Below are 16,130 nucleotides of genomic sequence, written 5' to 3' on the forward strand. Positions count from 1 at the left end.
CCGCCATTACGTCATGTTCTAATCAGGGTTAGTGATTGTTTTTAATGTAAGCTAATCGATCTACCCCAAGGTATAGTCAATGGGCGACCATCGCGCCATCTCGTGCGCCGGATACCTTGGCTATCAAGCCGATAGGCGCTATGCATGACAGGCTCAATAGAGCGCATCCGGTGGCGGCGTCAGGCTCGATTGAAAGCTCTCGATGGCGGTTTCAGCTTCTTCGATCTCGTCAAAACGGGCGATGTGGTAAAGCGCTTCGCCTTCATTGGCCAGCGGCAGACGGCTCATGCCGATCACGATGCCATCGGCCATGGAGATGACTTCATCTTCCTGATTGCCGAACGGGTCGGCTACCTTTCCCAGCACTTCGCCCTTGGCGACACGAGCGCCCAACCTTACCTGAGGCCGCAGGATGCCATCGATGGGCGCCCGCGCCCAGCTGGAGCCGTTGGCAAGCTCTGCCGGGGCCTGCGCCCGGCGGCGCTGCTCACCTGTCAGCATGTCAAGGCGGCGCATCACGCGCAGCACGCCGCGTACGCCGGGGGCGATGGCCCACTCATCAAAGCGCAGCGCTTCGCCGGCTTCATAGGTCAGCACGGGAATACCGCGATTCTGTGCGTAATGACGCAGGCTGCCCTCGCGCAATTCGGCGTTGAGTATGACCGGCGCGCCGAAGGCATCTGCCATGCGTTCGGTTTCGCTGCCCGGGCTTAACTGGGCGCGAATCTGCGGCAGGTTGGTACGGTGAAGCGCGCCGGTGTGAAGGTCGATGATATGGGTGGCCTGATCGACGATCTGCTCACGAAACAGCGCCGCAATACGCCCGCCAAGTGAGCCGGTTTCACTGCCGGGAAAGCAGCGGTTAAGATCGCGCCTATCAGGCAGGTACCGGGTTTGCTGCAAAAAGCCGAATACATTGACTACAGGCACCGCAATCAGCGTGCCCCGCAGGCTCTTGATGGCTTTCGAGCGCAGCAGGCGACGCACGATCTCGACGCTGTTGATCTCATCACCATGAATGCCGCCGCACACCAGCATGACGGGCCCCTCTTTACGCCCGTGAACCACTTCCACCGTGATGTGCAGCGGCGTGTGGGTATAAAGACGCGCCACTGGCACGTCGACCTGGGCACGTTGGCCGGGTGATATGGTATGCCCGGCAAGTTGAAAAGGGGCTCGCGCCATCATGAGTATCCTTCTTTCAGCGTTGTGAGTTGGCACACATAAGGTGGTGATTGCGGCAAGCATTGCACGATGCGGCTTTGCCCTTGCGCAGGATCAAGAACATGCTGATTTGATAGCACAGGTCACGGGTTTAATCATCCATCCATACAGTTTTGAATGTAAAACCCGAGCGGTATCGGATAAAATATGGCCATCTTATGTCATTACTGGGGTTGCGTTTCCATGGCAAGAAGGACCAAAGCGGAAGCGGCTGCTACTCGTGAAGCGTTGTTGGATGCTGCCGAAGAGGTATTTTTTGCAAAGGGTGTTGCGCGCACGTCGCTTGAGCAAATTGCGCGGCATGCGGATCTTACCCGTGGCGCGGTGTATTGGCACTTCAAAAACAAGGGTGACCTGTTCATGGCGCTGGTGGAGCGCGTGCGCATGCCGTTCCAATCGCTGATGGAAGAAGTCAGCAGAGCCGATGAGGACATTTCGCCTCTGGAAGCCATCCGCCTTGCCTGCCACGCGGGTTTGGTTCGCCTCGAGCAACCGTCACACCAGCGTATTCTCTCCATACTGCTTCATCGCTGTGAGTTTTTCAGCGACATCAACCCCCTGGCCATGCAGGATGCGATTGGCGAAGAGTGCTACGGTGAGATGCTGCTGGTCTTTCAGGAAGCCGAGCAGCAGAAATTGCTGCGTCAAGACCTGACCCCGGAAGTTGCCACCCGCATGATGCAGTCCATGCTCGGCGGGCTTTTTCATGACTGGCTGCGCACCCCTGAGGCGTTTTCCATACGCCAGCGAGGCGGTGAGCTGATCGATACGCTGATACGCATCATGCATCGCTGACCACCTCGCTTAGCAGCACGCGCGCCTGTCTCGGCTATCTCTGCAGGCTTGAAAGCGCGCTGACACTGAAGAGCAGGCTTCGAATCAGGTGGAATACCCTTCATCGTGATGCTTATGACGAAGACGCAGCTTGTTCAACCGCACCCGGGTATCCATATAGGCCTGCTCGGTCACGCTGCGGTAGGCGCCCTCGTCTGCCAGATACTTCACCAGCACACGACGCTCCCCTTCCTGGGGGCAATCGCCCGCTTTGCAATGTAGCCGGACATGGCTATTGGGCTCCTTGTCGATCGTTGCCATGGCGATATCGTCACCCTCACTCTCAGCCACAATGACCGTGGCGCCCAACAGGCAGCGTCTTGTAAACGGCGGATAGCGGTGCAAGCCGCGATGCAGGCTATGGCAGATCATCGCCGCAATGGGCGAGGCAATGGCAAACGCCAGCCATACCACCAGCACGCCTACCGGCACACGCAACATGCCAAGCGGCAACCAGCGCAGAATGAAAAGCTCGGTAGCGAGTGATAAAGCGCCGGCAATCAATACCAGAAACGTCAGCGCAAGCGTTGCCGGCACCCCGGCAAAGCCCAGCGATACCAGCGTACTCCCCATATGATCATCACGCAGGCTGTCGTGTTCGAACAACTCGAGCGGCGCGATGCGGATCAGTACCAGCAGCCAGTAAAGCGCCAGCAGGGCAAGCAGAAACGTGAAGATGATGGTGGGAAACTGAATGGCAGTAGAGACAATCGGTTGCATGGCGTACTCTCCTCCGGGCGTGGGCCCGGTGCTGTCTTCGCCTGTGGTGTATTTGTTGGTCTTGGCACAAGCTGAAAACGATTGAACACTTAAAGCATAGCCCAAACTATTCTTTCCCGCTGTTGAAGACCTTGACGCGGATCACAGGCGCATAAAAAACGGGTGTCGCCCGAAGGCGACACCCGTTGGCTTTGCATCTGACGGTCAGTTAGACGCTGTTCTGCGGGCCACGGTCTGGCTGGTCATGCGCCAGCGCCTGGGCCTCATCGTGATCGCCGCCCTTTCTCTTGCGATGAATCCAGGCAGAGGTCGAAGCGATCATGGCGTAGAAGCTTGGAATGAACAGACTTCCCAGAATCGCGACCGACGCCATGCCCATCGCCACCGTGGTACCGATATGGTGGCTGCTGACATCGCTGGCCCCCGTGGCCAATGCCAGTGGCAAGGTACCAAAGATGAACGCAAGCGAGGTCATGACGATTGGGCGGAAACGCAGTTCTGCTGCGGTAATGGCCGCCTCACGGATCGACTTGCCCTGCTCCTTGCGCTGAAGCTCGGCAAACTCCACGATCAGAATCGCGTTTTTCGCCGCCAGGCCCACGACCACCAGCATACCGATCTGTACATACACGCTGGTATCCAGCCCGCGAAGCGCAATGCCTCCAACGCCACCCAGGAAGGCAAAGGGCGTGGCGGTCAGTACAGCAAGCGGTAGCGACCAGCTTTCGTACTGGGCAGCCAGAATCAGGAATACCATCAGGATACCGAACACGATGGCAAGCGTGGCGGTGTTCCCCAGGTTGGCTTCCTGAAACGCCGTGCCGGTCCAGCCCATGCCCCAGTTCGGGCCAAGGGTGTCCATGACCACCTGATCCATGGCTTCGATGGCCTGGGCCGAACTGTAGCCCGGCGCGGCGCCGCCCTGGAACTGCGCACCGGTATACACCCCAAACCGCGAAACCACCGACGGGCCGACCTGACGCTCGAGGGTCACGAACTCGGAAAGCGGTATCCGCTCGCCGTTGCCGCCGCGCACGTATACGCTGCTCACATCATCCGGCGTCTTGCGGAATTCATCTTCGTTTTGCAGGTATACCTGGAAGTTACGGTTCTGATAACTGAAGAAGTTGACGAAGCCGTTACCAAAGGTATTGGAAAGCGCAGAGTTGATGTTCTCCAGCGCCACACCATAACTCAGGGCTTTCTGCTGATCGATTTCAGCCCGGTACGAAGGCACGTTGACGTTGAAGGTCGAGAAGACCTGAGTCAATGCCGGGTGCTGGTTGGCCGCCCCCATGATCTTCAGCGAGGCTTCATAGAGCTCGCGCGGTGAAGCGCCGTCAAACGACTGCAGGTAACCAGTAAAGCCGCCGGTGGTGGAAAGCCCCATGATGGGCGGCACGTTGAAGGCCATGGCAGAGCCGCCATCGATACTCGCGCCAAGCTGCATGATCTGGCCCACCAGTCCATCAGCCGTCAGGTCGCGGTCTTCCCATGACACCATGTTGACGAAGATGATCCCGCGCGCCGTATTCACGGCACTTGCCAGAATATCGTAACCCGCGACCGCCGAGGAGTACTGCACACCGGGAATGTCCTCGATGGCCGCGCTTAGCTTCGCCATGTAGGTCTGGGTACGGTCCAGCGAGGCCGAGTCGGGCAGCGATACACTGACCAGCACGATCCCCTGGTCGGTTTCCGGCACCAGCGTCGAAGGCGTATTGGCATATAGCCAGTAGGAACCCGCGCCAACCGCTACGGTCAGTGCCAGCGCCAGTACCCAGAAGCGCACCAGCTTGACCACAAACCACATGTAGACGGCGGTGATGCCGGCAAACAGACGGTCGAACAGCCGCAGCGGAGTGGTAATGGCGCGTCTGAACGCCGACTGCTTGCTGTGGTGCAGGTTGTGCTTGATGAAGATGGCCGAAAGCGCCGGGGTAAACGTCAGGGCCATCAGCGCCGAGAGAGCCACCGAAATCGCCACGGTGATGGCAAACTGCTGATAGATCTGACCGGTGAATCCGCCCAGGAAGGCAACCGGCACGAAGACCGCCGCCATGATCAAGGAGGTCGCGATTACCGGGCCGCCCACCTCTTTCATGGCCCGTACGGTGGCTTCGCGAACCGATATGTCATCCTCTTCGCTGAGTACCCGCTCGACGTTTTCCACCACCAGTATCGCATCGTCCACCACGATACCGATGGAGAGCACCAGGGCAAACAGGGTCAGCAGGTTGATCGAGAAATCGAACAGGTAGAAGCCGGCAAAGGTACCGATGACCGAGACCGGCACGACCGACATGGCAATGACCGTAAAACGCCAGTTCTGCAGGAAGATGAACAGGATGACGGCAACGATCAGGAAAGCTTCGATAAAGGTATGCAGCACCGTCTCGACTGACGCATCGATAAACAGCGTGGTGTCGTAAGGCGTGACATACTCGAGCCCTGGCGGGAAGCGGCTGGCCAGATCGCTCATGGTGTCGCGCACCGCTTCCGCGGTCGAGAGCGCGTTGGCCCCCGGCTGCTGGTTGATGATGATCGGCGTCATGGTCGAGCCGTTCAGCCGCGCATCGATACCGTAGAACGATGCGCCAAGCTCGATGCGGGCAACGTCTTCAAGGCGTAGCGACGAGCCATCCGGATTGGTGCGCAGATAGATATTACGGAAATCGTCCGTATCGGAAAGCCGGCCACCCGCGGTAATGGTGTAGGTATAGGCGCGCGGCTCACCCTGCGGCGTGGCCGCGAGGTTACCGGCAGGAATCTCGGTATTCTGCACGCGAATCGCGCTGGCCACTTCGCTGGGTGTCAGGTCGTACTGTGCCAGCTTGTCCGGATCCATCCAGATGCGCATGGCGAACTCGCCACCACCCAGCACTTCGGCGTTACCCACCCCCGGCACCTGACGCAGTTCGTCGAGGATGTTCAGGGTGGCGTAGTTCTGCATGTAGACGTTGTTGTAATCGCCATTGGGCGACGTCAGGGCCACCAGCATCAAGATCGAGTCCGAGCGCAGCTCGACCGTGACGCCCTGGGACTGGACCTGCTCCGGCAGTTGGGAAAGCGCCCCCTGCACCCGGTTATTGACGTTGATGGTATTGATATCCCCATCAGTGCCGATGTTGAACGCCACACTCAGGCTCATGATGCCGTTATCGGCGCTGTTGGAGGTCATGTAGAGCATGTCCTCGACGCCGTTGATGGCCTCGGCCAGCGGCGCCGCTACCGTCTGCGCAACGGTTTCGGCATCCGCCCCCGGGAACTGGGCCTGCACGGATACCGTGGGCGGCACCACGCTTGGATACTGCTCGATCGGCAGTATCCGCATGGCCATGGTACCTATCAGCGTCAGGATGATCGCCAGCACCGTGGCGAAAATCGGACGACTGATAAAGAAGTTAGAGAAATTCATTATTGTGCACCCTCTTCCCCTTCACCCGGCGGCGTCTGACCGGCACCTTCGGTCATCTGAGACGCGGCCTCGGCTTCCTGCTGTTGCTCTTGCGCTTCGGCCTGCTCGACGCGCTCGACGATATCGTCGGCATTGCCATCGAAGGCCTGGGGGTCGATGGTCACGCCAGGCTCCAGGCCGGCGGGGTCGCCTACTACCACCCGGTCGCCCTCGTCGAGCCCATCGACGATAATCTGCCAGGGGCCGGCTACATCGCCTAGCTGCACGGTGCGCTCGCGCGCCTGGTCGTTTTCATCCAGCACGAACACCCGCGGGCCCATCAGCCCTTGGGTCACGGCAATTTCTGGCACGGCAAACACATTGAAACGCCGCAGGCCATCAAGCCTTACGCGAACAAACTGGCCGGGCAGGATTTCACCCTCAGGGTTATCGAAGGTGGCCGATGCCTGTACCGTGCTGGTACCGCTATCCACCCGTGAACCCAGAAAGTCCAGACGACCCTCGAGCTCGGCACCGCTGCCGCCTCCCTGGCCCGGCATGGTCAAGCGAGCGACGATATTGGAGGCACCGCCCTCCTCGCTGAGCTGGCGGCGCAGCTCGAAGGCGTCACGCTGAGGCAGTTGAAAGCGCACTTCCAGCGGGTCGAGCGGCGTAATGGTGGCAAGCTCGGTGCCGGAGGTGACAAAGTTGCCCACGTTGACCTGGCTCAAGCTGATCATGCCGGAAACCGGGGCGGTCATGTTGGCGTAACCCAGGTCCAGGTTGGCGCTGGTCAGCGCGGCTTCCGCCTGGGCAACGTTGGCCTGGGCCACGCGCTGCTCGGCCTGCGCCTGATCGTACTGCTGGCGGCTGACCGAGTTCTGGTTCAAGAGCTGTTCAAAGCGCTGGGCATCGCGCTGGGCGCGGGAGTATTCGGCGCGCGCGCTCTGCAGGTCCGCTTCACGCTGGTTGACCGTTGCCTGGTAAAGATCGGGCTCGATGGTATAGAGCGGGTCGCCCTCCTCCACCATCTGGCCAGGCTCGAAGTGACGCTCCTCGAGGTAGCCGTTGACCCGTGCCACCAGCGTGACTTCGCTATCACTGCGCAGTAATGAAGGGTAGGACTTGTTGAGCGGGATATCCTGGCGCGCCATTTCAGCGACTTCTACCTTGTGCGGGGGGGCCTCCTGCTGCCCGCCCTGGGGCTGCTCCGGCTCTTCCTGGCTACAGGCCGTCAACGCCAGCGCAGCAATCAGCGTGACTAGACTCGCTCGGCGTGAGTGAATCACCTTTCTCATACGTTGGTTTCCCTTGATCTTCTCGAAACGTTGGCTAACGGCGCTGTCATGCCGTCTAGCGTCGTTGTTTTTCCAAACGATGGCTTGGCGATGCAGCCTCGTGACCAGAGGCTGCATCATTGAAGGTGCTTAGGTGTCCGGAGTGGGCGGGGCACCAATGTTCATGCCACGCTGGTAGTCGTCTTCACCGCCATCGGGCAGGGTGAAGGTAACGTCTTCGCCGGTCAGCCAGCCGTTGACTTCCTCGATGGCCGGCACATCCAGCAGGCCCGCCTGCTGGCGCAGGGAAAGCAGGTTCACGACGTAGTCGTAGCGCGACTCGGCATAGTTGGCGATCGCGTTGTAGTAGTTCTGCTCGGCATTGAGCACATCGACGATGTTACGGGTGCCCACTTCATAGCCTGCCCGCGTGGCTTCCAGGGCACTTTGGGTCGAGACAATGGCCTGCTGGCGAGCTTCGACGGTTTCGACGTTGTTGCTGACCTGGGTGTAGAGCGAACGTACCTGTTGAATGGTTGTGCGGCGCTGGGATTCGAACTCGTACTGCGTGCTCTCCAGCTGATAAGTGCCTTGACGGATGCGGGCACTGGTGCTGCCGCCGGTATAAATAGGCAGGTTGGCCGAGATGCCTACCTGGCTCGACGAGTCGTGCCCGGTAAGGTAGTCGTTATCGCTATCGGCGTACTGGTAGTTGGCAAATGCCTGGAAGGTCGGCATCTGGCCGGCGCGGGCGATATCGACGCCCACTCGGGAGATTTCGATGCCGGCCTGCTGGGCCAGCACCTGCGGGTTGCGCTGGATTGCCTGCTCTACCCAGTAGTCGCGGGTACTGGGTGAAGGCAGCGCCACCGGCATGCTGTCGCCCAGGGATTCGATATTGGCGTAGCGCTGGCCGGTCAACTGCTCCAGCACTTCAAAGGCAACCTGAAGGTTGCTTTCCGCGGCAATACGATCCGCGCGTGACTGATCGAAGCTGGCACGCGCTTCTTCCACTTCGGTAATCGCAATCAAGCCTACTTCGAACTGCTCGCTGGCCTGCTCCAGCTGGCGGCCGATGGCACGCTCCTGGGCCTGACGGGCCTCCAGCACTTCATTGGCACGAAGAATATCGAAATAGGCGCTGGCCACGTCGATCAGCAGTTGCTGCTCGGTGGCGGCCAGAAGATACACTTGCTGGTCGATCTGGCGCTCGGCCTGGGTCACTTCCTGGCGGGTCACTGCGTTGAACAGCACCTGGGTCGCTTCCAGACTCAACGAGCCGCTGTTGAAGTTATCATCGCTTCCACCGCCGACGCCTGCCCCTGCATTGCCTGCACCGGTTGGCGGTACAGGTACGGCTCTGGCGCTTGTCTGGCTTTCGTACTGGCGATTGTGCACGACATTACCCGAGGCGTTGACCTGCGGCAGCAGCTGACCGCGCGCTACATCGCGCGCCGCTTCCACGCCTGAATACTGAGCGCGTGCGGCATTCAACGAAGCGTTGTTACCCAACGCATCGCGGGTAATGGTAACAAGGTCGGCTGCCTGAGCAGGCAGCGCAACAGACGCGGCAAGAACTGCCAGTAACAAGGGTCGTAAAGGGGCATTGACTGCCCAGTGTGCCAGTCGCATGGAAGTGCCTCTAGGTGTCAACGAAGGGGTGATGATGCTTGTAAGCCATTTTAGGATGAGTGGCATTATAAGTTACATTCATGTATGTATGCTAGACTTGAAGTATGCCTATTTGTATGTACAGCCACTTGTCAAGCTGCGCCCCCTAAACTTAGACCAAAGCAGGGTATGGGGAAGCACTCCCGCGTATTTTTTTATAACCATTCGCCATTCAAGCGCCTGGCCAGTTGCCTATCGTTGGGCTTGCATGACGTAAAGGCCTCGCGCGCTACGCTATCACGCGGGGCCAAACCGGCAAGCAGTAAAAGGGGAACGGCAGGTTGCGTAGCGCTGATGAAGGATCGCCAGCCCAGCGCTGCTTCTGCTCAAAGGTGGGCGTGGCGCTGTTTCAGGGCGCCGATATAGCGTTCGTAAACGTCTTGATAGACCGCTACCCGGCCCGGGTCGGGTTCGGCGTGAGACAGCGCATCCAGATGCACCAGGCGCTTGCACAGCGTTTCAAGCGTCACGCCTTGAGACCGCTGGTCACACCAGGCCGCCTGGATAGCCGCCCCCAGTGCCGCGGCATCGGTAATTTCCGGGCAGATCACTTCGGTGCCGGTAATATCGGCGACCATCTGCCGCCATACGGGGCTGTTGGCACCGCCGCCGATCAGGCGTATCTGGCTGGCCCCGGCGGTCAAATCTCCCAGCAGTTCAAGCCCGTAACGCAGCCCGAAGGTAGCCCCCTCGACCACGCTGCGGCACATGTTTGCCTGAGTGGTATTACGGCTGTTCATGCCCAGAAAATCCGCCGAGGCCTCGGGCAGCATGGGCACGCGCTCGCCGTTGAAGAACGGCAGCACGGTGATGCCTTCAGCCCCGACCGGCGCGTTGGCGACCTGCTCGCTAAACGCGTCCAGATCCAGGCCGAACAGCTCGCGTATCCGGGTGGTGGCCGAGGTCACGTTCATGGTACAGATCAGCGGCAGCCAACCGCCGGTGCTGGAGCAGAAATTCGCGACCATGGCGTTATCGCAGATAATCGGCGCCGGTGAATAGGCGCATACGGTGCCGGAGGTTCCCAGGCTCAGCGTCACCAGCCCCGGCGTGATGTTGCCCGTACCGATCGCTCCCAGCATGTTGTCGCCACCACCGGAGGACACCACCACGTCATTGGAAAGCCCCAGCTCGCGGGCCACCAGCGTTCGTACGACGCCTGCCGGCTCATGAGCGTCAAGCAGGCGTGGCAGCGCGCGCTCAGGGTCAAGCTCGGGGGCAATGTGCGAGAACACGTCAAGCTGCCAGCGGCGCGTGCGGGTATCGAAATAGCCAGTGCCCGAGGCATCGCCTGCTTCGGTAACACGCTCGCCGGTCAGCCAGAAATTGAGGTAGTCGTGGGGCAGCAGCACGCTGTCGATACGCCGGTAGGCGTCCGGTTGATGGTCGCGCAGCCAGGCAATCTTCGAGGCGGTGTAGCCGGTTTGCAGCACAAGGCCGAGCTTTTCCAGGCAGCCCTGCTCGCCACCCAACCGGGCCACCAGCTGGCCGTTCTGCGCGCTGGTTTCGGTATCGCACCAGAGCTTGGCGGGGTATACCGGCGCGCCGTCTGCATCCAGCGCCACCATGCCGTGCTGCTGCCCGGAAACGCCAATGCCGCGTACTTGGCTGGCACTTGCGCCGGCACGCGCCAGCGCGCTGAAAAATGCGCCTTTGAGCGCGGCCAGCCACTCGGCAGGCGCCTGCTCGCGCCGTCCGTTTTCACCTTCATCAAGCCGGTGCGGGCGGCTGGCCTCCCCTAGAATGATGCCCTGCTCTACATCGACCACTACCACCTTGGTGCTCTGCGTACCGCAATCCACCCCGATATACATCACTGCGTTCCTTTGGATGCCACAAGAGTTTCCAGCGTAGCCCGTGCGCCGTGACGATGCAGTGAATCCAGCGCCTCCAGATAAGCCTTGCGAAAGCGCGGCTGATCGGCCAGGTCACCAAACAGTTCGCGGTTATCGATAAACGCGCTCGGCTGGGCTCGATTATTGGCAGCCACGGCCATCAGCGAGGTTTTCAGGCGGTCTACAACCTCAATGGGCTCGCCCTGCTCGTCTGTCCCTTCGGCATAGCGCGCCCAGCTTGCCACCACCGCTGCGCTGTGCGTGATCTCACCATGATAGGCCAACCGATGGCGAATCACCGGCACCAGCCATTTGGGAATCCGGTCCGAGCTTTCCGCGCACAGCCGCGCCAGCGTATCCTTTATTTCCGGGTTGGCGAAGCGCTCGATCAGGGTCTGCTGGTAAGCCTCGAGGTCGACCCCAGGCACGGGGGAAAGCGTGGGCGCCCCTTCCTCACGCATGTAGCCGAGCAGAAACTCGACGAACAGTGCATCCTGGCACACCTCGTGGGCGTAGCGGTAACCGGCCAGATAGCCAAAATAGGCAAGCGCCTGATGGCTTGCATTCAGCAGGCGCAGCTTCATCAGCTCGTAGGGCTCTACGTCTTTCACCAGCTGTACGCCTACGCGTTCAAAGGGCGGGCGGCCGAGCGGAAAATGATCTTCCACTACCCACTGGGTAAACGGCTCGCACACCACGGGCCAGGCATCGTCCACACCGAACCGGCGGGCCAGCTCGTCGATATCCGCCTGCGTTGTCACGGGAGTGATGCGGTCCACCATGGCATTGGGAAACGCCACCTTGACCTCGACCCACTCGCCAAGCTCGCTATCCCGGGCGCGGGCATAGGCGGTGAACATTCGCCGGGCCACGTCGCCGTTGCCCTGAATGTTGTCGCAGGACATCACCGTAAAGGGCGCCACACCCCGCTCGCGACGGCGAACCAACGCTTCGACGATCAAACCAAAGCTGCTGGAAGGCCGGGTCGGGTTTGCCAGGTCTTCACGTACCTGTGGTTCATCAAGGTTGAACTCGCCACTCACCGGATGAACGTTGTAGCCGCCTTCGGTGACGGTGAGCGACACCACCCGAATCGCCGGATCGGCCATCTGCTCGATCACGGCCTCGCTATCGTCCGGTGCGAACAGATAACCCACCATGCTGCCGATGACCCGAGGCTCATACTCGCCGTCGGGGTGTTTCATCACCAGTGTGTAGAGGTAATCCTGAGCGGCGAGCGCCTGCTGCATGCGTTTGTCACCCGGCATGACGCCTACGCCGATAATTCCCCAGTCAAGTGCCTCGCCCTGGTTCATCAGCGCATCCAGGTACATGGCCTGATGCGCCCGGTGAAAGCCGCCCACGCCTACATGCACGATGCCGGGCGTCAGTGCGCTGCGCTCGTAAAGGGGAACGGCAATGGAAGGCGCAAGCTGGCCCACGGACTGGTTATTGAGTCGGGTCACGGGTGCTCTCCTGATAACGGTGGAGTTAAAAAGGCAGATCGACGGGTCAATCGGCTTTCTTCTTGTGAAGCCGTCAGTGGGCGGCGTTTTGCACGCTGGCAACCTGTGCACCGGCCTGCCACTCATCCACCAGCGCTTCCAGGCCGCGCATGTGTGCAAGGATGCGCCAGGCCCCTGCCTTGCGAAGGCGCTCGCCCTGCTCGGCATCCACGTGGCTGGCACCTATGAATCCGATGACACACATGCCCGCCGCGCGCGCCGCCATCACGCCGGCCACACTGTCTTCCACCACCAGGCAGTTGCCGGGCACCTGGCCCAGCCGGGAAGCCGCCAGTTGATAGAGCGCCGGGTCAGGCTTGGGCCTGGTGACCTCATCGGCGGTAAAGATGGGCACATCGCCAAACGCGTCGGCCAGCCGCGTATGGGCAAGCGAGGCCAGCACCCGGCGGCGTCGGCTGTTGGAAACCACCGCTTTATCAAGGCTGATGGCACGAATGGCCTGATCGGCTCCTTCCATCGCTTGAAGCTCCTGGGCCAACCGGCGTTCGATGGCGCTATCCATTTGCTCGGCGGCATCCGGTGGCAGCGTATGAATACTCGACCTTTCAAGGTGAGCCAGAATATTGGCGGTGGTCATCCCCAGCGCCTGACCAAGCGCCTCTTTGATGTTCAGGTCGGGCAACCAGCGGGAGAGATACTCAAGCAGCATGGTTTCGGCCAGCACTTCGCTGTCAACCAGCACGCCGTCGCAGTCAAAAATCAACGCCCTCATGCAGGCTCCCCGGCCGTGCCCGGCGCGCGGTTGTCATGACGGGTCACCCCGGCCAGCGGATGCTGGTGAAGACTTTCCAAGGCCCGGCCTTCGCCATCAAACAGGTGCGCGCGCTCGGGGGCGAAACCAAAGCGCACGGTGTCGTTGACGCGAAAGGCTACATCGCCATCGGCCATGATGGTGATGAGTTCATCGCCCATCTGAACGTAAAGCGAGGTCTGCCCGCCCAGGCGCTCCAGCACCTTGATGTCACCGCTCAGCGGCCCCTGCTCGTCCAGCACCAGGTGCTCCGGACGCAGGCCAATTTCGAGCGCCGTGTCCGCCGTCAGATGCATGCCTTCAACGGGCACGTGGCGCTCATCACCGCCGGGCAGGCCAATCGTTACGCCTTCCGGTGATATATCAACCAGCGTAACCGGAAGAAAGTTCATCCTGGGCGAGCCGATGAACCCGGCCACAAAGCGGTTGCGCGGATGATGATACAGCGCCATGGGCGAGCCCACCTGCTCGACCACGCCGTCGTGGAGCACGACGATCTTGTCGGCCATGGTCATCGCCTCGATCTGGTCGTGGGTAACGTAGATCATGGTGGCGTCCAACTCGTCGTGCAGGCGGGCAAGCTCGATGCGCATCTGCACGCGCAGCGCCGCGTCCAGGTTGGAGAGCGGCTCATCGAACAAGAAGATGCCCGGGTTGCGCACGATGGCGCGGCCAATCGCCACCCGCTGGCGCTGGCCGCCGGAGAGCGCCTTGGGCTTGCGGTCCAGAAGCGGCTCCAGTTGAAGAATCCTGGCCGCCTCCAGCACCTTGGCGCGGCGCTCGGCCTTGGGCACGCCGGCAAGCCGCATGCTGAACCCCATGTTGCCCTCGACCGTCATGTGCGGATAGAGCGCATAGCTTTGAAACACCATGGCAAGGCCACGGTCCGCCGGACCTACTTCGTTGATGCGCTGGCCGTCGATCAGAATGTCGCCGTCGGAGGCGCTTTCAAGCCCCGCGATCATGCGCATCAGGGTCGATTTACCACAGCCTGACGGGCCGACGAAGACCACGAATTCGCGGTCGTTCACGTCAAGGTCGATGCCCTTGATCACCTCGGTATCGCCAAAGCGTTTACTGATATTGCGCAGTTGCAGTGTTGCCATGAGCAAGATCCTTTACTTGACGGCACCGAAGGTCAGGCCGCGTACCATCTGTTTTTGGGTCATCCAGCCAAGCACCAGAATGGGCGCAATGGCCATGGTGGAAGCGGCGGAAAGCTTGGCCCAGAACAGCCCTTCGGGGCTTGAGAACGAGGCGATGTAGGCGGTCAGCGGGGCCGCTTTCGAGGTGGTCAGGTTGAGACTCCAGAACGCCTCGTTCCAGCTCAGAATCACCGATAAAAGCCCTGTTGAAGCGATGCCGGGCATTGTCAGTGGCAGCAGCAGGTAGAACACTTCCTGAAACGTCGAGGCCCCGTCCATGCGCCCCGCTTCGAGGATGTCCCTGGGCATATCCTTGAAAAAGGTATAAAGCATCCACACCACGATCGGCAGGTTCATCAACGTATAGATGAGGATCAGTCCGGTACGGGTATCCAGCAGGCCCACATCGCGAAAGATCAGGTAGATCGGCACCAGCACGCCGACCGGCGGCAGCATCTTGGTAGAAAGCATCCACAACAGCGTACCCTTGGTGCGCCGGGTGGGCAGAAAGGCCATGGCATAGGCGCAGGGAATCGCGATCAAAAGCGCCAGGAAGGTGGAGCCAAACGCCACCGCGACGCTGTTCAGCGCAAAGCGGGCGTAGCCCGAGCGCGCATTGACCGCCTGATAGCTTTCAAGGGTCGGCGAGAAGATGAAGCTTGGGTCGGCAATCGCCGCGGTTTCGGTCTTGAACCCGGTAAGCACCATCCACAGGATGGGAAAGAAGATTGTCAGCGCCACGGCCCAGCCCACCAGGGTCAGCAGAAGCTGTCTTGCCTGCTGCGATCTCAATGCGGGCGGTGCGGCATTAATGTGTCGAGTTGTCATTGTCATGCCCTCAAGCGTCCAGGTGCCGGGTCACTCTTCCAGGTTCCTGGCCACCATGCGGACCAGAAAAATCGCCACGATATTGGCCAGGATGATCGCCATTACCCCACCGGCTGAGGCGATACCCACATCAAAATCGAGCAGTGCCCGCATGTAGATCAGATAGGCCAAATTAGTGGTCGCAAGCCCAGGTCCACCCGAGGTGGTCACAAAAATTTCGGCAAAGATGGTCAGCAGAAAGATCATTTCGATCATGATCACGACACTGATCGCCCGCTTGAGATGGGGCAACGTGATAAAGAAGAAGATGGCGATAGGCCCGGCACCATCCATGCGCGCAGCCTCGACCTGATCTTCATCCAGCGACTGCATGGCGGTGAGCAAAATCAGCAGCGCAAAGGGCAGCCACTGCCATGCCACGATGATCACGATAGACGTGAGCGGCAGCGTGGAGAACCAGTCCATGGCGGGTAGCCCAAGCGTGTTGGCAAGCCAGGCCAGCACGCCGTTGGAGGGGTGCATCATCATGTTCTTCCACACCAGCGCACTGACGGTGGGCATGACGAAAAACGGTGAGATAGCCAGTACCCGAGCGATACCACGCCCGGCAAACTCCTGCTGAAACAGCACGGCCAGCAGAATGCCGCCGCCTACGGTAATCGCCAATACCCAGCCAACCAGCAGCAAGGTATTGCCCATCGCCTTCCAGAGGGCAGGATCCGTCAACAGATACTCGTAGTTTTCAGCGCCTGCAAAGCCGCTCATGCCGGGCATCAGCAGGTTGTAGTACTGGAAGGAGAACCAGATCGTCATGCCCAGCGGCACGACCATCCAGAGCAGTAGAAGCGTTACTGCCGGTGCTTGCAGCGATAGCGTTCTTAGCCCGCCGACCGTTCGGCCAGAAGCGCGAGTTCTAGTCATG

At 60.5% G+C, this 16,130-nt stretch carries 12 protein-coding genes; 1 reads left to right on the plus strand and 11 read right to left on the minus strand.

Features of this window, described 5'->3' with window-relative positions; genetic code table 11:
• Positions 1–153: 153 nt before the first annotated feature.
• Positions 154–1,185, minus strand: coding sequence for a succinylglutamate desuccinylase/aspartoacylase family protein (locus tag HW452_RS11290; RefSeq protein WP_224106206.1), 1,032 nt, complete (start codon positions 1,183–1,185; stop codon positions 154–156).
• Between the two features lie 222 nt (positions 1,186–1,407).
• On the opposite strand from HW452_RS11290, the gene HW452_RS11295 reads away from it, so the two are divergent.
• The gene (locus HW452_RS11295; protein ID WP_224106207.1) at positions 1,408–2,019 is read left to right on the plus strand and encodes a TetR family transcriptional regulator; all 612 of its coding nucleotides are present in this window, start codon (positions 1,408–1,410) and stop codon (positions 2,017–2,019) included.
• Positions 2,020–2,103: 84 nt separating this feature from the next.
• Here HW452_RS11295 and HW452_RS11300 read toward each other — a convergent pair whose 3' ends face one another.
• From HW452_RS11300 to HW452_RS11345, 10 genes are all read right to left on the minus strand, one after another.
• Entirely contained in the window at positions 2,104–2,778 is a 675-nt protein-coding gene (locus HW452_RS11300; protein WP_224106208.1) for a hypothetical protein, read from the minus strand.
• 208 nt (positions 2,779–2,986) lie between these two features.
• Positions 2,987–6,196 (minus strand): efflux RND transporter permease subunit, encoded by a 3,210-nt coding sequence (locus HW452_RS11305; protein ID WP_224106209.1) that lies wholly within the window; start codon positions 6,194–6,196, stop codon positions 2,987–2,989.
• Positions 6,196–7,473 carry an efflux RND transporter periplasmic adaptor subunit gene (locus HW452_RS11310; RefSeq protein ID WP_224106210.1) on the minus strand — a complete coding sequence of 426 codons (1,278 nt, stop codon included), beginning with the start codon at positions 7,471–7,473 and terminating at the stop codon, positions 6,196–6,198. The genes HW452_RS11305 and HW452_RS11310 overlap by 1 nt, the downstream gene beginning before the upstream one ends.
• Before the next feature lie 129 nt (positions 7,474–7,602).
• Positions 7,603–9,084, minus strand: coding sequence for a TolC family outer membrane protein (locus tag HW452_RS11315; RefSeq protein ID WP_224106211.1), 1,482 nt, complete (start codon positions 9,082–9,084; stop codon positions 7,603–7,605).
• 365 nt (positions 9,085–9,449) lie between these two features.
• On the minus strand, positions 9,450–10,937 hold the full coding sequence (xylB, locus tag HW452_RS11320; RefSeq protein WP_224106212.1) for a xylulokinase: 1,488 nt from the start codon (positions 10,935–10,937) through the stop codon (positions 9,450–9,452).
• On the minus strand, positions 10,937–12,424 hold the full coding sequence (locus HW452_RS11325; RefSeq protein ID WP_224106213.1) for a mannitol dehydrogenase family protein: 1,488 nt from the start codon (positions 12,422–12,424) through the stop codon (positions 10,937–10,939). Before HW452_RS11325 ends, xylB begins: the two co-directional genes overlap by 1 nt.
• A gap of 73 nt (positions 12,425–12,497) precedes the next feature.
• Positions 12,498–13,196 (minus strand): HAD family hydrolase, encoded by a 699-nt coding sequence (locus HW452_RS11330; protein ID WP_224106214.1) that lies wholly within the window; start codon positions 13,194–13,196, stop codon positions 12,498–12,500.
• Positions 13,193–14,341 (minus strand): ABC transporter ATP-binding protein, encoded by a 1,149-nt coding sequence (locus HW452_RS11335; RefSeq protein ID WP_224106215.1) that lies wholly within the window; start codon positions 14,339–14,341, stop codon positions 13,193–13,195. Before HW452_RS11335 ends, HW452_RS11330 begins: the two co-directional genes overlap by 4 nt.
• 12 nt (positions 14,342–14,353) lie before the next feature.
• Complete coding sequence (locus HW452_RS11340; RefSeq protein ID WP_224106216.1) at positions 14,354–15,208, minus strand: carbohydrate ABC transporter permease; 855 nt, start codon at positions 15,206–15,208, stop codon at positions 14,354–14,356.
• Between the two features lie 30 nt (positions 15,209–15,238).
• Positions 15,239–16,129, minus strand: coding sequence for a carbohydrate ABC transporter permease (locus HW452_RS11345; protein WP_224106217.1), 891 nt, complete (start codon positions 16,127–16,129; stop codon positions 15,239–15,241).
• Between the last annotated feature and the right edge of the window lies 1 nt (position 16,130).

The organism is Vreelandella aquamarina (genome assembly GCF_020075495.1).
GTDB lineage: Bacteria > Pseudomonadota > Gammaproteobacteria > Pseudomonadales > Halomonadaceae > Vreelandella > Vreelandella aquamarina_A.